13 protein-coding genes are annotated in these 22,884 nt (G+C 63.4%); 6 read left to right on the top strand and 7 right to left on the bottom strand.

All coding sequences use genetic code 11. The annotated features are described in order from the left end of the window. The first annotated feature begins 163 nt into the window (after positions 1-163). The 4 genes from QM649_RS08940 (at position 164) to QM649_RS08925 (ending at position 8,298) form a co-directional block, all read left to right on the top strand. On the top strand, positions 164-3,793 hold the full coding sequence (locus QM649_RS08940) for an FG-GAP-like repeat-containing protein (protein WP_415198686.1): 3,630 nt from the start codon (positions 164-166) through the stop codon (positions 3,791-3,793). Continuing rightward, the gene (locus tag QM649_RS08935; RefSeq protein ID WP_415198685.1) at positions 3,790-5,589 is read left to right on the top strand and encodes a CRTAC1 family protein; all 1,800 of its coding nucleotides are present in this window, start codon (positions 3,790-3,792) and stop codon (positions 5,587-5,589) included. The genes QM649_RS08940 and QM649_RS08935 overlap by 4 nt, the downstream gene beginning before the upstream one ends. Before the next feature lie 9 nt (positions 5,590-5,598). After that, a complete protein-coding gene (locus QM649_RS08930) occupies positions 5,599-6,462 on the top strand; it encodes a hypothetical protein (RefSeq protein WP_415198684.1) in 864 nt (287 codons plus the stop codon). 210 nt (positions 6,463-6,672) lie between these two features. Beyond that, positions 6,673-8,298 (top strand): CRTAC1 family protein, encoded by a 1,626-nt coding sequence (locus QM649_RS08925; protein WP_415198683.1) that lies wholly within the window; start codon positions 6,673-6,675, stop codon positions 8,296-8,298. Positions 8,299-8,301: 3 nt separating this feature from the next. Here the strand turns inward: QM649_RS08925 and QM649_RS08920 are convergent, their stop codons facing one another. The 3 genes from QM649_RS08920 to QM649_RS08910 all read right to left on the bottom strand — a co-directional run bounded on the left by QM649_RS08920 (position 8,302) and on the right by QM649_RS08910 (position 12,524). Continuing rightward, positions 8,302-9,891 (bottom strand): NAD(P)/FAD-dependent oxidoreductase, encoded by a 1,590-nt coding sequence (locus QM649_RS08920; protein ID WP_415198682.1) that lies wholly within the window; start codon positions 9,889-9,891, stop codon positions 8,302-8,304. An 87-nt stretch (positions 9,892-9,978) separates the two neighbouring features. Further along, the gene (locus tag QM649_RS08915) at positions 9,979-11,184 is read right to left on the bottom strand and encodes a hypothetical protein (RefSeq protein WP_415198681.1); all 1,206 of its coding nucleotides are present in this window, start codon (positions 11,182-11,184) and stop codon (positions 9,979-9,981) included. Between the two features lie 5 nt (positions 11,185-11,189). Then, the gene (locus QM649_RS08910; RefSeq protein ID WP_415198680.1) at positions 11,190-12,524 is read right to left on the bottom strand and encodes an asparagine synthase-related protein; all 1,335 of its coding nucleotides are present in this window, start codon (positions 12,522-12,524) and stop codon (positions 11,190-11,192) included. Between the two features lie 204 nt (positions 12,525-12,728). Here QM649_RS08910 and QM649_RS08905 point away from each other — a divergent pair, with 204 nt between their 5' ends. Beyond that, entirely contained in the window at positions 12,729-13,529 is an 801-nt protein-coding gene (locus tag QM649_RS08905; RefSeq protein WP_415198679.1) for an MBL fold metallo-hydrolase, read from the top strand. Positions 13,530-13,592: 63 nt separating this feature from the next. On the opposite strand, the gene QM649_RS08900 is transcribed toward QM649_RS08905, so the two are convergent. After that, complete coding sequence (locus QM649_RS08900) at positions 13,593-14,456, bottom strand: LysR substrate-binding domain-containing protein (protein ID WP_415198678.1); 864 nt, start codon at positions 14,454-14,456, stop codon at positions 13,593-13,595. A 107-nt stretch (positions 14,457-14,563) separates the two neighbouring features. Between QM649_RS08900 and QM649_RS08895 the strand changes: the two genes are divergently transcribed. Beyond that, positions 14,564-16,105, top strand: coding sequence for an MFS transporter (locus QM649_RS08895; protein WP_415198677.1), 1,542 nt, complete (start codon positions 14,564-14,566; stop codon positions 16,103-16,105). A 96-nt stretch (positions 16,106-16,201) separates the two neighbouring features. On the opposite strand, the gene QM649_RS08890 is transcribed toward QM649_RS08895, so the two are convergent. From QM649_RS08890 to QM649_RS08880, 3 genes are all read right to left on the bottom strand, one after another. Next, on the bottom strand, positions 16,202-17,605 hold the full coding sequence (locus QM649_RS08890; protein WP_415198676.1) for an NAD(P)/FAD-dependent oxidoreductase: 1,404 nt from the start codon (positions 17,603-17,605) through the stop codon (positions 16,202-16,204). A 257-nt stretch (positions 17,606-17,862) separates the two neighbouring features. Further along, the gene (locus QM649_RS08885) at positions 17,863-19,221 is read right to left on the bottom strand and encodes a DUF3300 domain-containing protein (RefSeq protein ID WP_415198675.1); all 1,359 of its coding nucleotides are present in this window, start codon (positions 19,219-19,221) and stop codon (positions 17,863-17,865) included. Between the two features lie 484 nt (positions 19,222-19,705). Continuing rightward, the gene (locus tag QM649_RS08880) at positions 19,706-22,648 is read right to left on the bottom strand and encodes an IPT/TIG domain-containing protein (protein ID WP_415198674.1); all 2,943 of its coding nucleotides are present in this window, start codon (positions 22,646-22,648) and stop codon (positions 19,706-19,708) included. Between the last annotated feature and the right edge of the window lie 236 nt (positions 22,649-22,884).

Genomic DNA, 22,884 nt, shown 5'->3' with positions numbered 1-22,884 from the left:
CCTGCGCACCTTGGATGCATACTGCGCGTATGGCGAATCGCCTTCGGCCTCCGCTGCCTTTGGTCGCGATCCAAGGTCCCGTTTTCCCGTCCAAGCGGAACTCGGACCGGGCGTCCGACTTATGGTTTTATCTGAGCTCTGAGCCGCCTCCACCTTTTGGTGGATGACCATCGTGGTACCCGGTCCCTATAGTGGCGGGACGGATGTAGAGGGGCTGGCGGGAGTGCAGGCGGAGAACGAAAGTGGGCCATACGAGGATTGCCGCAGGTTCGCGGCAGGCCCCACAATGGATGACTGGATGCGCATACCCGGTCTTTCCGCTTTCTCCACTTCAGCCACGAATCTCTCCCGGCCCCTGTTGACCCTTGCCTGCTGTGCGGCGCTGGGGGCAATCGGCTGCCATTCCGGCAAGTATGTTCCTGCGCCGGGGAGTGAGAGCTACAGCCGCGCCATCTCCGACTTTTACGTGGGGCTTTCTGCGCTGCAGGTCGGCGATGACGTGCGCGCGGAGAGTGCGCTGTCGGATGCGGCGGCGGTGGCTCCGGGCGAGCCTGCGATGTGGGTGAACTGGGGCATCCTGGCGCTGCGGCAGAGGAATTTCGATGTGGCGGCGGAGCGGCTGAACCGGGCGGCAAAGCTGGCGCCGCACAATGCGCAGGTCTACTACCTGCTGGGGGTTCTGGAGAGCGAGCGCGGCAACATGCAGGCCGCGGTCAGCGATTTCGGACTGGCCGCGGGGTTCGATCCGCAGAACGCCCGCGTGAATTATGCGCTGGGCGAGGCGGTGGAGCGGCAGGGGAGTGCGGGCAGCGACCAGATGAATGCGCGCATCCTAATGCAGATCCGGCAGGTGTATCCGCACAACGTGGTGGCGGAGCTGGACCTGGCGCGGGTGGCCGCGAAGAGCGGGAATGCCTCGCTGCTGCGGCCGATGGTGCAGGATCTGGAAAAACAGGCTGCAGGATGGCCGGCCGATGCGCAGGCGCAGCTGAAGCTGCTTGCGGCCGCGGCGGCTGCGCCCGATGTGCGTCCGGCGGCGCGGCGCACGCTCTTTTTGCGCAATGTGTTGATGCAGGTGCCCGCGGTGCGCCAGGATTTGGCGCTGCTGAAGCCCGCGCCGGGCGACGAGGCGCAGCCGCTGACGCGTCCGCTGAAGATGGCCGCGCCGAGCGCAGAGCCTGCTCCGGCGGATACCGCGATGCAGTGGAAGGCCGAGCCGCTGGGCAGCGACACGGTAGCGTGGGCGGGCGCGATCTCTCTGACCGGGGAGGGTGCGCCGGTAACGGCGACAGCGAATGCGCAGTTTGTGACGCTGAGTTCCGGCGCGCAGATGGCGTTCCCCGGAGGCGCTTCCGGCGTGCTCACGCCGGAGAGCGTGTTGCCGGTGGACTTCAACTACGACTTCAAGACGGATCTTGTGCTTGCGGGGCAGGGCGGTGTGCGCTTCTTCCGGCAGGATTCTCCTGCGCAATTTACAGATGTGACCCCTGCCACGAAGCTGCCCGAGCCGGTGCTGCATGCAGCGTATACCGGCGCATGGGCCGCGGATATCGAGGCGGATGGCGATCTGGATATCGTGCTGGGCACGGCTGCGGGGCCGGTGACGGTGCTTCGCAATAATGGTGACGGAACCTTCGCGGTGCTGCATCCTTTTGCGGGCGTGCATGGGCTGGCGCAGTTCGTGTGGGCGGACCTGAACAGCGATGGCCTGCCGGATGCGGCGCTGATCGATGCTGCCGGAAAGCTGCACATGTTCATCAATCAGCGGCTGGGCGCGTTTGCGGAGACGCCTGTGCCGGTGAGCGAGGCGAAGGCCGTCACTGTTGCGGATGTGGGCGGATCGCTGTCTCTGGTGGTGGCCACGCCGGACGGCAAGCTGGTGCGGCTGGCAGCCTCGCAGGACGACGCGGGCAGCACGGGCGCGCAGTGGACGACGGCTACGCTCGCGGATGGAGCCGCAACGCAGGGGCCGGTGAGATTGTATGCGTCCGACCTGGACAATAACGGTGCGGTGGACCTGGTGCTGTCGCCCGTGGGGGGCGATGCCGCCGGCGTGCGCGTCTGGCTCGGCGATGAACATGGTAATTTTCTGCCGGCGCCGCAGCCGCAGGGGCTGGCGAAGGCCTTCGGCATTGCTGATCTGAAGGCTGACGGGCAGATGGCTCTGCTGGGTCTCACCGCGGATGGTCATGCGGCCGCGCTGACGGTGCAGGGAACGAAGCGCTATCACTGGCAGACGGTGCGGCCGAAGGCGCGCACGGCGACGGGCGATCAGCGCATCAACTCGTTCGGCATCGGCGGCGATATCGAGATTCGCTCGGGCCTGCTGACGCAGCGGCAGGTGATCGCAGGGCCGCAGCTGCATTTCGGCCTCGGTACGCACACGCAGTCGGAGGTGGCGCGGATCATCTGGCCGAATGGCAGCGTGCGCGCGGAGTTTGCGCTCAAGGCCGACCAGCAGGTGCTCACCGAGCAGCGGCTGAAGGGCTCCTGCCCGTTCCTCTTTGCGTGGGACGGCAAGGAGATGAAGTTTGTCGAAGATACGGTTCCGTGGGGATCGGCGCTGGGGCTGCGCATTGACGGTGTAGGCACGGCTGCCATTGCAGCGACCGAGGAGTGGTACAAGATTCGCGGCGATCAGCTTGCTGCACGCGACGGGAATTATGACCTGCGCATTACCGGCGAGCTGTGGGAGACCTACTACTACGACCATCTGAAGCTGCTGGCTGTCGATCATCCGGCAGGCACGGAAATCTTCACAGGTGAAATGTTTGTCGTCCCCGCTGTGAAGCCTGCGGTGACGGCGACGGCCGAGCCGGAGCCGATCGCGCAGGCTACGGATGATCTTGGGCACGATGTAACGGCCACGCTGCGCGCGCGCGATGGCCAGTATCTCGATACCTTTGGGCGCGGTCAGTACCAGGGTGTGACACGCGACCACTATGTTGAGCTCGATCTCGGCAAGGACGCGCCGGACGCGGGGCCGCTCTACCTGATCGCCAGCGGATGGTTGCATCCTTTGGACTCGTCCGTGAATGTGGCGATGGAGCAGGGCGCACATCCTGCGCCGAAAGCGCTGAGCCTTGAGGTAGTGGATCGCGATGGTCACTGGCATGTGGCGAAGGCGAATCTTGGCTTTCCCGCCGGACGTAAGAAGACATGCCTGATCGACCTGACGGGTGTGTTCCTGCCGGGGGCACCGCACAAAGTCCGGCTGCGCACGAATCTCGAAATTTACTGGGATCAGATCGAGTGGGCGAAGGGCGCGCCGGAGGCGCAGGTGCGTGTGACGCCGCTCACAGCCACCTCGGCAGACCTGCACTATCGTGGCTACTCGACGATCGATAAGCCGAATGATTCGTCGCCGGAGGTGCCGGAGTATGACAGGCTGATGGCGACGACGCAGATCTGGCGCGACCTGAGTGGCTACTACACACGCTATGGCGATGTGCGCGAGTTGCTGGCGAAGACCGACGATCGCTACGTGATTATGAATGCGGGCGACGAGATGAGCCTGCGCTTTGCGGCTCCGGCTGCGCCGCCCGCAGGCTGGGTGCGGGACTTCATCATCGCCGGCGATGGATGGGTGAAGGACGGTGACTACAACTCTACCTTCTCATCCACAGTGCAGCCGCTGCCATACCACGAGCGCACCGTGTATGACGCGGCGCCTGGGCGACTCGAGGACGAGTGGGTGTATAAGCATCATCCGGAGGACTGGCAGACATACCAGACACGATGGGTGTCGCCGGAGAGATTTGTGAACGCGTTAAGGAGTTCGGAAGCACGATGAAACGTGGTCCTGTTGCAAGGCTGCTGCTGGCGGTCATCTTTGTTGGGCTGATTGTGACGCCGCTGCTGGTGAAGCGGATCGCGGCGCATCGGCGTGAAGAGCGGATGCGGCTGAGCCAGCAGGCGGCGCTCGAGCGCTACGGCTTCTATCTCACCGAGGTCTCGCAAAAGGCTGGCGTACACTTTGTGAACGAAGCGCCGACGCTGGATCCGAAGCTTGCGCACATTATGCCGGATGTGGCGTCGATGGGTGCGTCGGTCACCGTCGTGGACTACAACCGCGATGGCTGGCCGGACTTCTATGTGACGAACAGCCGCGAGGGCAGTAAGAATGCGCTTTATCGTAACAATCACGATGGCACATTCACGGACGTAGCTCCGGAACTGGGCATCGCGGATGTGAACCAGCCGGGCACTGGCGTCTCGATGGGCTCGGTATGGGGTGACTACGACAATGACGGGTATGAAGACCTTTACCTGATCAAATGGGGACGGCCGGAGCTCTTTCATAACGATCACGGCAAGGGCTTCACGCGGGTGAGCGAACAGGCAGGCCTGCCCCCGTGGATCAACGCGAATACCGCGGTGTGGTTCGACTACGACGGCGACGGGAAGCTCGACCTGTTTGTGGGCGGCTATTACAACGAAGACGTGGACCTATGGCACCTGAAGACGACGAAGATGATGCCGGACAGCTTCGAGTATGCATCGAACGGTGGCCGGAAGTACCTCTTTCACAATCTCGGCGGTGGCAAGTTTGAAGAGGTGAGCCAGCAGCTGGGCATCGACAGCAGAAGATGGGCTCTGGCATCAGGCGCGGCGGATCTGCTCGGCAACGGGCATCAGGATCTATTCATCGCCAATGATTACGGGGTTTCGGAGCTTTACTTCTACGATGGCAAGCGATTCCGCGAGATGGGCCGGCAGACGGGCATCGGTTTCGCGCCGAAGAGCGGCATGGATGTCGCATTCGGAGACATATTTAACCAGGGTAAGTATTCGGTTTACGTGTCCAATATCTCCGAAGAGGGGTACCTGATCCAGGGCAACAACCTGTGGACGCCGAAGGAAGGCACGTCGGGCGATAGCATCCAGTATGAGAACCTGGCGCGCGATCTGGGTGTGGAGCTGGGCGGATGGAGCTTCGGCGCGCAGTTCGCGGACCTGAATAACGACGGCAACCTCGACCTGTATCTGACGAACGGCAACGTCTCGCTGGACCATGGCAGGAGCTATTGGTATGACTTTGCGAAGGTGGCCGGAGGGAATCGCTCGATTATTGAGGACGCGAAGAACTGGCCGGCGATGCAGGGGCGGAGCCTCTCGGGCTATCAGCAGAAGAAGGTGTGGGTCAGCGACGGCGCGGGCAAGTTCGAGGATGTGGCGCAAGCAGTGGGCGTGAGCGATGACTACGATGGCCGCGCGGTAGCGGTGGCGGACCTGTGGAATCGCGGCGTGCAGGATGTGCTGGTGGCGAACGAGCGCGGCCCGGTGCTGATCTACAGGAATACGGTTGCGCAGGGAAACAGGTGGATCGAGTTTGCGCTGGAAGGCACGAAGAGCAATCGCTCGGCGATCGGTGCCGAGGTCCAGCTCTACTGGAATGGGCAAAAACAGTTTCAGCAGGTCTCGGGCGGATGCGGTTTTGCCGCGGAGAACGATCGGCACGTACACTTTGGGCTCGGCAAGGATCCGAAGATCGAGAAGGCTGTAATCCGCTGGCCCTCGGGCAAAGTGCAGACGCTCGAGAACCTTTCGCCGGACAAGCTGTACGAAGTGAAAGAGCCCGAGTTGTGAGGATGCGTTATGAGTGAAGCAGCTGTCGCGATGCCCGCGCCGCCGGCGGCGGGAAAGCCGTTATGGAAGCAGTGGCTGTCGCTCGAAAATCGCTACGTGCCGCCGGTGTTCATTACTGTGATCCTGTTGGCGGCACAGCTGAGCTACGGCATCCTCGAGAGCTACTCGCGCACGGCGTTGGCAATTGCCACCGCGGTGGTTACAGAACTGCTGCTGGGGAAGATCTTCCTCGGCAAATATCCAAACCTGGCGAGCGCGTATATCTCGGGCATCAGCGTGGGCATTCTGCTGCGCACGCCGGCTTTCTGGCCCTTCGCGGTGTGCGCGGCCCTGGCGATCACGTCGAAATATGTGCTGCGGGTGCGCGGGCGGCACATCTGGAACCCATCGAATTTCGCCATCTGCGTGATGCTGTTCCTGCTGCCGGAGACGGTGGCGATGCTCGGCATTCAATGGGGCAATAACCTGGTGGCGATGGCGGTGATCTGGCTGCTGGGCTCAGCGATTATCTGGCGGCTGCGGCGCTTTCACATCACTGCGACTTACGTGATCTCGTTTCTGCTGCTGGCGCTGCTGCGGGCGTGGATGATTCACGAGCCATGGCAATCGGAGATTGCGCCGATCACGGGGCCCGAGTACCAACTCTTTATCTTCTTCATGATTACAGACCCGAAGACGACGGTGCGGACGCGCTGGGGGCAGTGCGCGGTGGTGGTCGTGGTGGCGATTGTAGAGATGCTGCTGCGGCTGGAGCAGAGTACCTATGCGCCGCTGTACGCGCTGTTCCTGGTAGGGCCGCCAGCGCTGCTGCTCGAGATGTGGCTGGATGCGCGGCGGAAGAAAATCCTTTCGTCTGAGCCGGTCGCGGCTTAACGATACTGAACTTGTAAACAAAGGTGCTGACGCTTGTTGCTTCGTCGCTTTTTCTCTGTCTTACTTGTCTCGCTTGCGGTTGCGTTGAGCGGATGTCAGCGTTCCTCGGCGCCATCAACATCCTCACCTGTAGCTGCTTCAAATAAGCCAGCATCCGCGTCCTCACCCATTGCCACGCCGCAGTCTGCTCCCACGACGGGCGCAGCGCGCATGCGTGGTGCGGGTCCCGTGCGTTTTACCGATGTGACGGCTGCTGCAGGCATTCATTTCCGGCATAATAGTGGGGCCTTTGGCGAAAAGTATTTGCCGGAGACGATGGGCAGTGGCGTGTGCTTCATCGACTACGACAACGACGGTTGGCAGGATGTGCTGTTTGTGAACGGTAAGGACTGGCCCGGGCATGAGCGCCAGCGTTCCACGCCCGCTCTCTATCACAACAACCACGACGGCACGTTCACCGATGTGACAAAGGCTGCGCATCTCGATGTAGAGATTTACGGCATGGGCTGCGCGGTGGGGGATTTCGACAACGACGGCTACGACGATATTTACATTTCCGCTGTTGGCGGAGGCCGATTACTGCACAACGCAAGGAACGGCACCTTCACAGATGTGACGACGAAGGCGGGCGTGGCGTCGCCGGGATTCGCCAGTGGTGCGGTGTGGTTCGACTACGACAATGACGGGAAGCTCGATCTGTATGTTGCTCACTATGTGACGTGGTCCGTGGCGACAGACCAGCGCTGCTCGCTCGATGGCACGCATAAGTCGTATTGCACGCCGGAGCTCTATAAGGGCGAGTCGGCTACGCTCTACCACAATGAAGGCAACGGCCGGTTCAAGGATGTGACGAAGGCGGCGGGACTCGAAGACGCGACGAGCAAGTCACTGGGCGTGGCGCTGGTGGACTTCGACGATGACGGATGGCTCGATCTGTTTGTGACAAACGATACGCAGCCAAACAAGCTCTACCGCAACAATCACAACGGCACGTTCACGGAGAGTGGATTCGCCGCGGGTGTGGCTTTCAGCGATGCAGGCAAAGCGCGTGCGGGTATGGGCACGGATGCGGCGGACTATGATGGCTCGGGCCGCGAGAGCTTCGTGGTGGGCAACTTCACGAATGAGAGCATGGCGCTCTTTCACAATGACGGCGGCGGTTTGTTCTCAGACGTGGCGAATGCATCGGGGATCGCGGGGCCGTCGGCGAAGTCTCTGACCTTTTCGAGCTTCTTCTTTGATTACGATCTTGATGGGCTGCCGGATATTTTCGCCTTCAACGGGCATGTGGCCGATGACGTAGCGGTGACGACGCCGACGTTGAGCTATGCGGAGGCTCCGCTGCTGTTCCATAACATCGGGCACGGAAAGTTTGAGGATGTGACGGCGAAGGTTGGTTCGGCGCTGCGTCAGCCAGTGGTCGGGCGTGGCGCGGCCTATGCGGATATCGATCTGGATGGTGACCTGGACCTGGCGCTGAACATCAGCAATGGCGCGGCAAAGCTGTTGCGCAATGACAATGGCAATGCGAATGATGCGCTGCGTGTGAAGCTGGTGGGTGTGAAGTCCAATAAAGACGGCATTGGCGCGAAAGTGACGGTGACGACGGCTCGCGGGCTGCGCGTGACGGAGCGCGTGAAGTCAGGCTCGAGCTATCTCTCGCAGAGCGAGTTGCCGCTGACCTTCGGACTCGGCAAGCCGGATGCGAAAAACGTTGCGAAGATCGAGATTGCGTGGCCGAGTGGGCGCCGGGAGACGGTGGCCGACGTGGCTCCGAACCAATTTGTAACCGTGGAAGAAGGAAAAGGGATCGTGGCGAAGCAGGATCTTCGATAGGGCCTAGCTGAAGCCGCAGCGCTGGAGCAAAGCCGCAATGTCTTCCTGCGTGGCTTCAAGTTTGTAGGCGTTGGTGTAGAGGTCTGCTGCTTCGACGGGATACCAGTTGCGGCGCTCGGGATTACCGAGCCCGGCTACATTGATGGGTCCGATGGCTGTGTAGATGGCATCGAGAAGGGCCACAGATTCCTGCGGCGTGCGTGAGGAGTGGGCGCGTTCGCAGAGAGCTTTCATTGCGGGACCGAAGCCTGCGCGATCATGGAGCAGGAAAGATGGGGCGAGATCGTTGCGCCCCAGGCGGCGCGCAGTCTCGGAGTAGCTCACAGCTGCGAAATAAAGCAGCGAGAGCGCGGTAAATACGGGGAAATTGTTGAGATTTGCATAGAGCGCGGAGATGAGGCGCGCGGCTGCGAGGAGTTCCGCATCCGTGGCCGCGGCGTAGGCTTGCAACTCCTGTGCGAAGTCTGTCTTGTGCCATGCTCCCGGTGCGTGCCCTGAGAGGATGCGCGCGATGCGGCTGATGCCGAGCAGCGTGAGCGGGAAGCCTGTCGAGAGCAGCGGGTCGACGAAACCTGCGGCGGAGGGAAGCAGCGCCCAGCGCGGTCTTTCATATGGATCGACGATATTGGCGGACCGGAAATTCAGGCTCGGGATATGTGTAAAGGCTCGCTCGGGTTTTGCGTGCGCAAATTGCTCTTTCAGCGCGGGGATTTCTTCGAGCAGGCGATGCCATGCGGGTTCGCCTTCGCGAAGGTTGAGCCGCGCAGCTGTTTCGCGCGTGCAGGCAACGCCCGCGCTGGTGACGCCGTTGTTGAACTGCAGCACCCAGACCCATCCGCCAGGAAAAAGATGGTGTACGGCGGCGTCGTCGATAGGGTAGGGAGGGTGCTGGCCATCCAGGCGCGCGTGTGCTCCACTCTCCAGCTTTGCTGCATGTGTGAAGTGGTTGTAGAGTGCCTCGGTGGCGGGCATGCCGGGGAGTGGCGCGTCGCCGAGTGCGAGTGCGCGGTGCAGGAAGCCGCGTGGGCCCGTGGCGTCGATAAGGAACTGCGCGCGGATGTGGACTGGCTCGCCGTGACGCGTGGCCTTAAGTGTGACGCCTTCGCTGTCAAAGACCGGGGTGAGACTCTCGACGTGATCGTAGTAATCCGCGCCTTGGCGAATCGCTTCTTTTAGCAGGAAGTGGTCGAAGTCGGAGCGATACCAGTGCACGTCGCCGATGGAATCGTTCGGGCTTGCGGCGACGAGCAGTTGTGTGTCGCGGCCTGAAGCGGCAGGTTGGCCCGGCGCGTGATGATGGAAGGTGAAGCCGCGCTTGAGGCCTACGGCAATCTCCGGATGTTTGCGCTGCCATGTGCCCCACTTCGAAAAAGCAGCGAGCGCGGGCAGGTCGTAGCGTGCGGCGATTTCTTCGAGCAGCAGTGCGGAGAGCGGCGTGGCGGATTCTCCAATGACGACGCGCGGATGCGCGTGCTTCTCGAGGAGGACGACAGAGAGGCCGAGACGGCGGGCGATGGCTGCGAGGACGGTTCCTGCGAAGCCGGAGCCTGTGATGGCGAGGTCGTACTGCTGAATCGGATGCGATGCTTTCATGTGAATGCTTTGCGGTCGTCTCGTGAGATTTGCGTTCTCCCACCCCAAGCAGCGGAGCTTGGACGGGGCACCCGTTTTCGTGCTGGTTTACGGAGCGATGGTGTTGCAGTGTTCGCAGGCAATGCGCGGCTGTATCTGTTGCGAGAGGTTCATGGCTTTCAGGCGTGCGATGCGCGCTTCGCTGCAGCCATCGCAGGCCGCGGACTTTGGCACATCCCACGTATCGGTGAAGACTCTGCCGCGTTGCAGACTGAGGCCATAGTCGAAGGCGGCTTCGACGCTTGCGAGTGATGGCGGGAGGAAGTGACCTCCGGCTGCAAGCGACTCCATCGCGCCGTTGCCGCCGCGGGTGGCGAGCAGCGATACCGCCGTGGCGCCGCAGTCGAAGGCGAAGTCGAGCGAGCGGCAGGTCCAGTGCAGTGCCTCACTTGCCGGCACAAATGGCGGCTGCACGAGGATGAAGGCACGCAGGTCGATGTCGTTTTCGCGGAGCCAGTCGGCAGAAGCGCGGAAGCTCGCAAGAGTCATGCGCTTGTTCAGCTTTTCGAGCGCTTCAGGATGTACGGTTTCGAGGCCCATGGCGACTTCGAGCCTGCCGGGTATCAGGCTGCGGAAGCGCAGGCAGCGGTCGCCGATGCGGTCCCCGAGCAGGGCCGGATGGCATTCGACGATGACGCGATCGAAATGCCGGAGGCGTGCGGCGATGGCCTCGTCGTCTTCAGACGGTATAGCGCGGGGATCGAAGAAGGAACCTGCGTTGTAGAGCTTGATCTGCGAGGGGGTAGGGTTTGGGGTGTAGGGTGTGGCGGGTGTTACACCCTGAATCCTGTGTTCCCCACTCAAACCAACTTCGGGCTTGAATGGGTCACCGCGGGCTTCTCTAGAGCTCTGCGACGATTCCCACGTCTCAGAAGCGAGACGTGGGGCACCCGGGTTTTCACCTGGACGCAGAAGCCTGCTCAGTGCGTAGTCGATTTGCGCGGGGATTGCCCCGGTGGGAACTGTGGCGGTCAGCGTGTTGCGCCACAGGTCGCACATGGCGCATCGCCACGGGCATTCGCGATTTGTGAGCAGGATGGTTACGCATTCCGCGACGCGGCCGTTGGCAGCAGGTTCTTCTTCTAGGAAATATCCGTAGGGTTCCCATGGCGAGAGCGCGGCGCGGTGCTCGGCGATGGGGATGCCATCGTCATTAAGCACCGCGCCGCGATGCTCAACGATCCAGCGGTCGCGCCCGCTGGGCGATGTGGGGTAGCGCTCGTTGAACGATGCGGGTTGTAACGGCTCGGCCATGGCGGCTATTGGTAGAGCGAGAGGAACTGGCGGCGGTACTCGGCTTCGCGCATGGGCAGGTGTCGCTGCATGGCTTCTTTCGGCAGCGCTCCGTGCTGGAAGCGGCGTTTCTCGTAGACAGGCATGTCTAGGCCGGTGAGGGCGCGGACGCCAGCGGCGACGATCTCACCCTTGAGTTCGTAAAGGCGCGGCACGCTGTAGTTCGTGATCTCGATGAAGGGCACGGCTTCGGCCACGGCGATGACGTTGGGCCGGGTATAAGGGCTGAAGCCGCTGAAGCCGTAATGGCGTGCGGGCGCAAAGGTGCGCGTGTAAGAGCGTGAGAGGCCGCCCGAATACGTGAGCGAGTGCTTGATGCGGCCGACGCCCCAGCCTTCCTGGTAGAGCATCTGGTTGTGCACTACGCTGCGGATGGTGAGCTCGGGGTTTTCCTCGATGGGATAGTCCTTGAGGTTCTCGTCGCCGCCGTCGCCGTCGATGAGGTGCTTCCACTCGGGATAGCGTGCGCGGATGCCACGCAGCAGCGCAAGGGCCATGGTGGCGGACTCGACGTCGAGCGCCTTGTAGTCCTCGGTGATGCGGATGGTGTCTTCGGCGTTCAAGGTTGTGGGATCGGCCTCGATGGTTTCGAGGAAGAGACCGAGGCCGAGCGAATCGAGAAAGGCGCGGGCCTGGCGGAGATCGGGACCATCGCCGAGGTCGAGCGTGAAGGCCTTGAGGCGGCTCAGGCTCATGCCGAGCCTGAGCATCACATGGTAAGTAACCAGAAAGACCGAGCCGGAGTCGATGCCTCCCGAGAAGCAGACGCCGATGGGTTCGTGCTCGGGGATGGACTGGAGCCACTCGGCGATCTCGTCTGCAAGCGAGCCGATGTAGGCGCGACCGATCTCGGCGGTGTCGGTCGAAAGCGCGTTCGAGACAGGCGTGAAGAAGCGGGTATAGGTCGGGTCGGGATCGGGGCAGCCGATGAGCTGCAGCTCGGTGATGTAGTGCGCGGGCACCATACGCGTGTAGCCGGGATGGAACTGGCCGGCGAGGCCTTCGAGCTCCAGCTGTTTGTAGATCGCATCGATGCGCGGAGCGACGATCAGCGCCGGGCCCTCGGCGCGCTTGGCAAGAAAGTAGCGCATGGGGCGGTCGAGCGAGCGGGCCATGCGTACAGTCTTGCCGTCACGCGCGAGCAGCGCAAAGGAGCCCGAGATGCGGCGGACACGCTCGGCATCGTTGGCCAGCACAGCGGCGCGTGCGTCCTCTACAGACTGGTTGAGGATCTGGTTATCGCTGGGATCGGTGAGATCGACGACGCGTTCTACGTACGCATGACCTGGATATGCTTCCACTGCGGCGGCCCTCGTTTTCTGGAAACAGTCTATTTGCGGAGAGGGTGCAGGGGATAGTGGGGCAGGGTTTGCGCCGGTTCTGAAGAGCCACAGGGGCCTTCGCTTCGGCCGGAAGCGACAGATGCCGGATGAAGCCCTGCGTGCAGTTGTGGCATCTTGTATGCGCGGCCCGCAGGGCGATCCTGCGAGCCGGGAGGAAATGCCATGTCGATTGCAGAGGATGTGCGGCTGACGTATATCGGTGGACCGACGGTTCTCATCGAGTTTGGCGGATTGCGCCTGCTGACCGATCCGACTTTCGACGCCGGTGGGAATGAATATACGGCTGGGCCGGTGACGCTCTACAAGATTGCCGGGCCTGCGGTGGAGGCATCTTCGCTCGGCGCGCTCGACGCAGTGCTGCTGAGCCATGAACATCACAGCGACAACCTGGATCATGCGGGGCGGCAACTGCTTTCGCAGGCCGGTGCGGTTCTCACCACGCCGGATGCAGCGGAGCGGCTGAACGGGGCCGGCAGTGGAGGCAACGCGGTGGGGCTTGCACCGTGGCAGACGACGACACTGACTTCACCCAGCGGAAGACGGCTGCACGTGACCGGCACTCCGGCGAGGCATGGTTCGGCAGAGGCTGATCGTGGCCCGGTGACGGGCTTCCTGTTGGCCTTCGACGATGCGCCGGAGGATGTGCTCTATGTCTCGGGTGACACGGTCTGGTTCGAGGGCGTGGAGGAGATCGTGCGGCGTTTTCCTTCGATCCGCGTGGCCATCCTGTTTCTGGGCGCGGCGAAGGTGGTCGTGAACCCCGCGCACCTGACATTCAAAGCCGAGGAGGCGGTGCGCTTTTCGCAGGCCCTTCCGAAGACGCGAATTGTGCCCGCGCACTTCGAGGGCTGGAAGCACTTCACGGAATCGCGCGCGGTGATCGCAGCAGCATTTGCGGCTGGGGCGATCGAGGACAGGCTCACGTGGCTGACTCCGGGTGTGGCTACTTCTGTATCGAGCTGAATTGCGAACCCAGGTCTCAGCATCGAGACGTGAAGTACCCGGTTCTTCGGCAAAACGCATTATCTACTGCATGAGCTGCTGTTTCTTTCTCGTCCGCGCGGATGGAGGCGACATGGCGGTGAGCAGCTTTCCGAATTCGACGGCGGCCTCGGTCTTTTTCTTCGAGCTCCAGACGAGGAGGTAGTCGGCCTCTGGCAGAGGCGGCAGTCCGTGCTCCCTGCCCAGGATCTTCATGCCGGGCTCAAGCTCGTCGTGCGTGATGACGGTGATGCCGAGCCCTGCGAGGACGGCTGCGCGGATGCCCTGCTGGCTGAGCGAGGTGTAGACGATGTGCCACTCGATGCCGGCCGGCCGGAGCGCGTCGACCGCGATCCGCCGATTGACGCAGGGCGCCGGTGACAGGACAAAGGGAAGCGAACCGTCCCGTGGCAGTTCGAGGGTTTCGGCGGCTGCCCACAGGAAGCGCGTCTTCTGCAGCGTCGTTCCCTTGAGCTTTGAGGCGCTTGAAAGCACCACCGCGAGATCGAGTTCTCCCCTGCGGATCATGGTTTGCAGATCGAGAAAGTTGCTCACGCTTACATCGAGACGGATGGCGGGAAAGCTGCGCGAGAACTGCGCAAGGAGTGATGGCAGGCGATCGCTCATGAACGCCTCGGGAACGCCAAAGCGCACCACTCCGGAGATCCGGGAGGACTGAAAGCGCTGCTGCAGCGCGTCGAACGAGGCGAGGATCTGTTCGGCGTGGCGAAGGAATTCGTTGCCATCCTCGGTCAGCTGGAGACGCCGCGTGGTGCGATGCAGAAGTGGCCGCCCCACCTGTTCTTCGAGGCGGCGGATCTGATGGCTGATCGCGGATTGGGTCAGGTGCAGGCGCTGGGCGGCGCGCGTAAAGCTGCCGGTCTCGTTCACGGCGGACAGAGCGCGCATCAGGGCGGGATCGAAATCCATAGTCGGATAATATATGACGGATCTTACTGAGTAAGGTGAAAAAGAATCGTTTGATTCATGAATGCAGAGCCGCTCAGAATGGGCTCATGATCCGGTCCCGAGTGAGGAAAGACACCATTGCCCTGATTGCAGTCTGCCTGGCTGCCCTGATGTTCGGCCTCGAAATTTCAAGCGTGCCGACGATTCTCCCTACGCTGGAGCGGGTGCTGCATGCCGATCTCAAGCAGATGCAGTGGATCATGAATGCATACACGATCGCGTGTACCACCGTGCTGATGGCAACCGGCACGCTTGCGGATCGCTTCGGGCGAAGGCGGATGTTTGTCATAAGCATCGTGCTGTTCGGGATAGCCTCGCTTCTTTGCGGGCTGGCGCACAGTGCGACGGTGCTGATCCTCAGCCGCTTTCTGCAGGGGATCGGCGGAGGCGCGATGCTGATCTGCCTGGTCGCCATTCTTGCGAACCAGTTCCGCGAAGGGAAGGAGCGAAGCCGCGCCTTTAGCTGGTGGGGGATCATCTTCGGTTTCGGCCTGGGATTCGGGCCGCTGATCGGAGGCGCGATCGCCGCGGTTTCCAACTGGCAGTGGGTCTTCCTGGTGCATGTACTGGTGGCTGCCATCACGTTGGTGCTCGTCTTGAGCGGAGTGCAGGAGTCGAACGACCCGCAGGCGAAGAAGCTCGACGTGGGAGGCATCGTCACGCTTTCCCTGGCGATCTTCGGCCTGGCGTACTTCATCACGCAGGGGCCGGATCTCGGTTTCACCAGCCTTGCGGCCATCGGCATCCTGAGCGGCGCGGTGCTGAGCTTCCTGCTGTTTCTCCTGGTCGAAAAAACGCAGCCGCATCCGATGTTCGACTTCTCGGTCTTCCGCATCCGTGATTTTTCGGGCGCGATCTTCGGGTCCATCGGGATGAACTTCAGCTTCTGGCCGTTCATGATCTATCTGCCGATGTATTTCCAGGGCGGGCTCGGATACGGCAGCATGACGGCGGGCCTGTCGCTGCTGGCTTACACGCTGCCGACGCTTGCGGTTCCGCCGTATGCGGAGCGCCTCGCGCTGCGGTACCGTCCGGGCGTGGTGATTCCGGCGGGTCTGTTCACGATCGGCCTTGGCCTGTTTCTGATGGCGTATGGCGCGAGCGCGCCCCATGCGAGCTGGCTCACCCTTCTGCCCGGCTCGCTGCTGGCGGGCGTCGGGCTGGGACTCACGAATACGCCGGTGACGAACACGACGACCGGCGCTGTCTCGAGCAGCCGCGCGGGCATGGCCAGCGGTATCGACATCAGCGCGCGGCTGATCACGCTGGCGATCAATATCGCGCTGATGGGATTTCTTCTCGTGGAAGGCGTCAGCTCTTCGCTTGCGCGTGCCTTGTCGGGAAGGCTCGATGCGGCGCAGCTGCATGCTCTGGCGGAAGGCGTCGCCGCGGGTAAGGCTTCCCTGGATGGGCACGGCGCAATCTACCATGCAGCGCTCACGCATGGCTTTCTCGTGGTGATGCTCTATGGCGGAGCGGGCGCATGGATACTGGCGCTCGCGAGCCTGCTGACCTTTGGTCCGCGCAGGGTGTCTGCCTCAGAAATAAGCGAGGAGACGCGAGAGGCGTGCGGATGCTGCGCGGTGTAGCGCCGCAGGTGCGAGTCTCTTCGTCTGGCCCGTTCCAACAAAAAGAGCCCTGCGCTTGCGCGCAGGGCTCTTGTGCTGCAGAGATGGCGTTGCTGCTTACGCTACGCCGGCCTTTTCCTTGGAGACTTCGCCGGGAGAGTTCGGATCGAGGGCTCCAGTTGCGCCGGGCTGCACGCCGCGCTGATCGGTCCAGCCGGGCAGCTGCTGGCTGCCGGTGATGAGGCGCGCGCCGTGCGTGAAGGTGAAGTAGTTCCAGATCCACTCGAAGAAGACGGTGACCCGGTTGCGGAAGCCGACGAGGAACATGACGTGCACCATCAGCCACGTGATCCAGGCGGGGAAGCCGCTCCACTTCGCCTTGAAGGGCCACTTCACGTTGGCAACGGCGGCCATGCGGCCGATGGTGGCCATATCGCCCTTGTCGAAGTAGGTGAACTCGGTACGGGGCTTGCCGTCGAGGTCCTGCTCGATCATCTTGGCGGTGTGGTCGCCCATCTGCATGGCGGGCTGCGCCACGCCGGGAACCTGCTTGCCGTTGATTTCGACGTGGGCAAGGTCGCCGCAGATGAAGACTTCGGGGCGGTTCGGAGGATTCAGGTTGCGGTTGACGACGACACAGCCGCGGCGATCGGTCTCAAAACCGAGGAGCTTGCCGAGGGGCGAAGCCTGCACGCCGGCGGCCCAGAGGGTCACGACGGCATCGATGCGCTCGCCGTTGGCGACGACATAGCCGGCCTGGACGTCCGAGACCTGCATCTTGGTGTGAACTTCGACGCCGAGGTCGGTGAGCTGCTCAACAGCCTTCTTCGAAAGCTCTTCGGGGTAGGCGGCGAGGATACGAGGACCGCCTTCCACCAGCATGACGCGGGCCTTGGCCGGGTCGATGTGGCGGAAATCTTCCTTCATGTAGAGCTTGGCGATGTCCGAGATGGCGCCGGCGAGTTCGACGCCGGTGGGGCCGCCGCCGATGACGACGAAGTTGAGCGGCGGGTGCGAGCCGGTCTCGAGCATCTGGCGCTCGGCGAGCTCGAAGGCGAGCAGCACGCGGCGGCGGATTTCGATGGCGTCTTCGATGGTCTTGAGGCCGGGCGCATTGGCAGCCCAGGCGTCATTGCCGAAGTAGGAGTGGGTGGCGCCGGTGGCCACGACAAGGTAGTCGTACTCGAGTTCCACGCCGCTCTTCATCTGCACGCGGCGGCCGTCGAGATTGAAGCCGATGGCTTCGTCCATCAGGACTTCGACGTTCTGCTTGCCGCTTACGATGCTGCGGATGGGCGATGCGATGTTGGCCGGCGAAAGTACAGCCAGAGCTACTTGATAGAGCAGCGGCTGAAATGTAAAGTGATTGCGTCGGTCGACAATGGTGATGTCGATGGGCAAATGCGCGGCCGCCTTGGCCACATGAGTACCGGCAAAACCGCCTCCCAGAACAAGCAGACGGGGGCGCCGACCCTGTTGCAGGGCAGGAATCCGTACTGCTCCTTGCGCTGTCGCGTTCATCCTCTCTCCTCTTTACCTCTTGATGCGCGGAACCCTCTTCTGGGCGCTGAGATGTTTAGCACCGTCTCTCTTATTCGTTATGAACGAGGGGTTCCTTTGTTTATTTTCACAGACAAAACGGTCAAGGACCAAAATCGGCGTAAAAAAGGCGAAGAAAGGGCAGGGAATAGGAGAAGAAAAGGCTTTCTCGACATCGGATGAAAAGAAAAGGGCGGAACCCGGAGGTTCCGCCCTTCGCTATTCTTTCGTGGTTCGGTTTAGTGGTGTTCGTGACCGCCGCTGCTATGGCTGGCTGCGGGATGGCCACCACCGCCGTGGGAGGCCGGCGCCGCATGCTGAGCTCCACCGGCGGCGTGACCCTGGGCGGCATTGCCTGCCGGACGGGCCGCGTTTCCGGCCGGAGCATGGTTGGCTCCTGCCGCGCCCGCAGCGCCACGGTTGAAGTTCTGGGCTCCGCCGGCTGCACCGCGATTGAAGTTCTGCGCGCCGCCTGCGGCTCCACGGTTAAAGTTCTGGGCACCGGCTCCGCCGCGGTTGAAGTTCTCCGCACCACCGCGATTGAAGCCTGCAGCTCCGCCGGGGCGGTTAAACCCGCCGGCAGCGCCGCCGCGGTTGAAGCCACCGGGTGCTCCGCCGTGGAAGGCACCGGCGCGGGCAGCCATGTTGGCATTGAAGGCACGGGCTCCGGGAGCGCGGTCAAAGTGGCCGTAGTAGCCGTGGTTCACGACCGTCACGCTGCGGGAGATGTAGACATTGCGCTGGAAGACCAGGGAGTGTGCGCCCCAGCCCATGCCCCAGCTATGCCATCCCCAGCCGAAATGACCGAAGGCGCCGATCGCGATGCCGACACCGAAGCCGATCGCCAGGCCTACGCCAAGGGCGACGCCGACCGGCGGCGTGGCGACATAGTAGCCCGGCCACGCGACGACCGGTCCGCCGTACACCACCCACGGGTTGTAGTAGGGCACGTAGACGACCGCCGGGTTGGCCGGAGCGATCACGATTTCGCTCGGCGCGTAGTCGACGGCGATCTGTTGGTTGCTGCGCAGGCTGCCGGCCTGGTAGGCGCGCTGGCGCATGGCCTGCACGGAGGACATTACATCCTGCGGCTGGTTGTAATACGCGTTGCCGAGCTGGCTGGTCCAGTCGAGATTACGGTCCAGGTTGGAGAGCACGGAGGGGAAGGCCACGAGCGCCTTCACGCTGGGGTCCCACTGCATGCCGTCGACCATCTGGCCGAGCTGATCCGGCGGATAGCCGGGGTGCGACTGGACGAAGCGGTCGGCTTCGACGATCTGCGTCGGATAGGTGGACGCAGCAAGAATCTGGGCCACCAGCGCGTCCGGATAGAGCGCGATCGGGGCGGTCAGCTGGTCGAGCTGCTCAGGGCTGAGCGCGTTGTACTGCTGGGGCGGCGCTCCCTGGTCAGGACCGGGCTGCTGCGGATAGCCCTGTTGGGCCTGGTCGGGCGGCGGCGGGGGCGGGGCTTCCTGCGCCCACATATCGGCAACGCCCATGGGAATCATCAGATAAACGAGCGCGCCGGCAATGGCTTTCTGTCCAAAGGACCAGAGGGTGCGGGCGGCGGAGTCGTGCAGATTCGTTTTCGTGTTCATCGTAGCCTCATCTCCCGGGCTTAAGAGCGATGTTGCGGCGCCTGCGAGCGTTTGGGCGCCTGTCCCGAAGATTACAAGCCTATCTGACACACATTTCGGTCAGAGAGTTGCGTTTTGGGTATTGCCCGTCCCAGCATTTTGCCACTGCGCGTGGCCCGACCCGCCTCCGGCTGCTTCGCGCAGGGCGACCCGCCTCCGCTCCCGCTGGTCGCGATCAGACCGGGTGCCCCACCCATGACACGCCGTTGGTTATGGGTGGGTCTTCCTCGAATCTCAGTGAATCTGTCATTCCGACCGAAGCGAAACGTTTTTTTGTCTCGCGCAGTGGAGGAACCTGCGGTTTTCCTCCAGCCGGGAGGATGAGGGTGGCACGTCCAAGCTCCGCTTGGGCGGGAAGGAAAGAACCCATTCACCACAGAGGACACGGAGAGCACAGAGGAGTTCGTACCGCTCCGCCTATCGCGCTTCAGCGCAAAGACGCCCGCTACTCAGTCGGAGGTGGGCTGTCGAGCTCGAAGCTGTAGGTGGCGCTGGGACCTGCGGCGGCCAGGACGGAGAGGCGTCCGGGCTGGCCGTCGAGGCTGATGGGTGTGAGCGTGACAGTGCCGTCTGCCGCGGAGATGGACTGCGCGGCGGCCTGGGCGAGGACCGGCGCAGGCGGGCAGCTGCCCTGCGTGGGGCACGGCGCCGTCCAGGCGCGGAGGGTTTCGTAGAAGGTGACAGCGGCCCCGGCCATGGGATGGCCGACAGCGTCAGTGACTGCGAGCGTGACGGCCGCGAAGCCTACGCCGGGAGCGGTCTGCTGGGTGGTGCCGCTGACTGGCGCGAGGACAGCGGTTTCAAGATGCACGGCATAGAGCGTGAAGGGGGCGCAGACCGCTGCGTAGCAGGCTCGGACGGTCTCCGTCTCGCCGGAGGAGAATGGCCCGGCGGTGAGCGTTTGCGCGGCGATGCCCGCTGCGTTTGTCATGCTGGAACCGGCGGCGAGAGTGATGTCAGAAGCAGTGCTGGTCCATGCCACGGCAGCTCCGGAGAGTGGACTGCCTGCGTTCAGGACGAGGGCCTGCGGTGTCCACTGGAAGGCGCTGCCGATGGCGAGATAGAGCGCAGGCGTGAGCGCGCTGATGGAGGGAGGCGCGGCTCCATAGAATTCGCTGAGGACGGATGCGCCGCTCACGAGCGAAGCAGTGACCTGCGTGAGAGCGGTTGTGCCGGCGCTCACGGTGGTGGAAGCCAGTCCGTTCACGTTCGAGATGATGGTGCAGGTGCTCTGGCCGCAGCCGAGCGTGGCCGTGCCGGCGGTGACGGTGAAGGTCACGGCATCTCCGGGTGCGGGCCACTCATCGTCCCAGTTCATGGCGCGGACGGTGAGCGGTTGCGGCACGTTCATCGGGACGGAGCCGGTGGGCGCGGCGATGAGGGTGAGGGTGTCGCCGGACTGCGCGGTGTAAGCGAGGCCGTCGGCAATGATGGTGACGCCGAGCGTCAGGGGATCGTCGACCTCGACCTGCACGGTGCCGGTGGCGCCGTTCGAGGCCGGGGCCATGGCGGTGATCTCGGTGGGCGAGACGCTGGTGACCTGTGCGGCGCGGCCATTGACCTTGACGACCGAATCGATGCGGAAGCCGATGCCTTCGATCACGATGGGGCCGCCGCCTGCGGGCAGCGAGCTGGGCTGGACGGAGTCGGCGTAGAGGATGCGGCCGCGATAAAGATAGTCGGGACGGCCGTCGCCACGGGCATCGGCGATGGCGGTGCGCTCTTCGCCTGTCGCGACTGTGACGACGGCGAGCGAGCTGAGGCCGGTTGCGCCGCCGTTGAAGGGCTGCGTGGTGGAGACGTCGGGCGTAGTGCCGAGGGCGTCCGAGGCGTTCCATGCGCCGATGAGCGGCATGGCTTTTGCGGTGGTGGGCTGGGCGCTGTCGTCGAGAGATTGCGCCTCGACGGTGTACTCGCGGTTGGCCTTTGGGGAGAAGGCGAACCAGCTGGCGTGGCCGTAGCCGGTGAGACGGGAGGTCCATTCTCCAGCAGGCGGCACCGCGGCGGGCGAAGCCTGAGAGCCGTCATTTCCGGAGAAGCTCTCTCCGGCTGAATCATCGATGGTAATGTCCTGGGTGAGGTCGGCTCCGGCGGCGAGCGCGCCGAGCTGGACGGTAGGCAGCGTTCCTGAAGGCGTGACCTGCCCGGTGACGTATGGGCCGACCGACTCCTTCTGCGTGTAAAGCGAGTTCACGGCCTCGAGCGTGAGTTGATAGCCGGAGGAGGTTTCGCCCGCGGGGAGTGGTACGCCGCTGATCTCGTAGTAGCCCTCGAGAGCCGTGTCGTTACTACCGAAGGTTCCGGTCAGATATGCGGTCGAAACGGGCGCGGCGGCGATGACTGAGCCCGCATTGCCTGTGAAGTACGCGCCGCTGACGGCCGTCGCGGTATAGCGGAGATCGGGCAGCCCGGTGAGCGGGTTCAGCGGCTGCAGGACAACGTTGATACCCTGCATCCCCTGTCCATTGCGAAAACTGACGGTGCCGCGCACGGTGACGGTATTTGCGGCGGTGAGCTGTTTCGACGGCCACGACGACTGGTTGGCTGTGGTGACGGGATAGAGGCGGTTGAGCGCGGCGATGTCATCGGTGCGCAGCGTGGTGGGGTCGGGCAGGCAGGTTTCGGCGTTCTCACTGCATAGCCGCTCGACGGGATGCATCATGGGCCATCCGGCGAGGTCGTCGTCGGTGGGCGAGCTGGTGGCGAACTGCTCTTCGTTGGCCTGCGACCAGTCGAGGCCGAGGACGCGGCCGAAGGCGCGGATGAGCTGGTACTCAAGCACCGCTTCCATGCCTGCGTTGGTGGCACAGAGGCCATTGACGATGATGAGCGCGTGGGCGATGTGGCCGTCGGCGGACATGTTGTCGACCTGCGAGTAGACGCCGGTCTGCGGGCAGACGGTGGGATCGGCGGCTCCGGCGCCGTAGAGCGCTGTGAGCACCGAGCCATCCGCGTCAAAGATGACGGCGACGGGGCGCGTGGTGGCGGTGGGCTCGATGTCGGACGGTTCAGAGAGCGTGCCGCCGGCGCTGCTCACGTTGCTGCCGTTCACGTCCTCGGCGAGATTGCCCTGAAAAGTGAGCTGGACGGCGGCGGTGGGGACGGCGTTCCAGACCGCGGCGGCGTTGGTGACCAGCGTGGTGGCTGCGCCGTTCGATTCGGTGGTGCTGAGCGGGCCAAGGTCGACATAATAGCTGATCCGGCCGCCGGACCAGACGATGGGCTGCCCGAGAGCCGAGGCGTTGAAGAAGGCAGCGCCAGCGACCCAGCGCGGGCCACCGGCAAGCGCGGGAGGCGGGCTGAGAAGCCTCAAAGCGCAGAGCATCGCGATCCATAGCCGGAGGAAGACCCGGGTACGGCGTGGGTTGTGCGGCGATGCGGCGTGCATGGCTGGCTCCGGTGTGCCGTTTCAGGACACAGGCGCTATTCGGCCATGGATCAGGGCGAAGATGAGGGGAAAAGAGGGGTGTTTGGAGGGTTCCGGGACCGGTTTGGGTGAGGCTTAGTTAGGAGTTCGGATTTGGGACTGCTGCGTGCAGGGCGAATCGCCTTCGGCCACTGCGCCACGCGCGAATCGCCTTCGGCCACTGCGCCACGCGCGAATCGCCTTCGGCCACTGCGCCA

This window comes from Silvibacterium sp. (genome assembly GCF_047605705.1).
GTDB lineage: Bacteria > Acidobacteriota > Terriglobia > Terriglobales > Acidobacteriaceae > Silvibacterium.
This window is presented reverse-complemented; position numbering and strand designations above follow the sequence as displayed.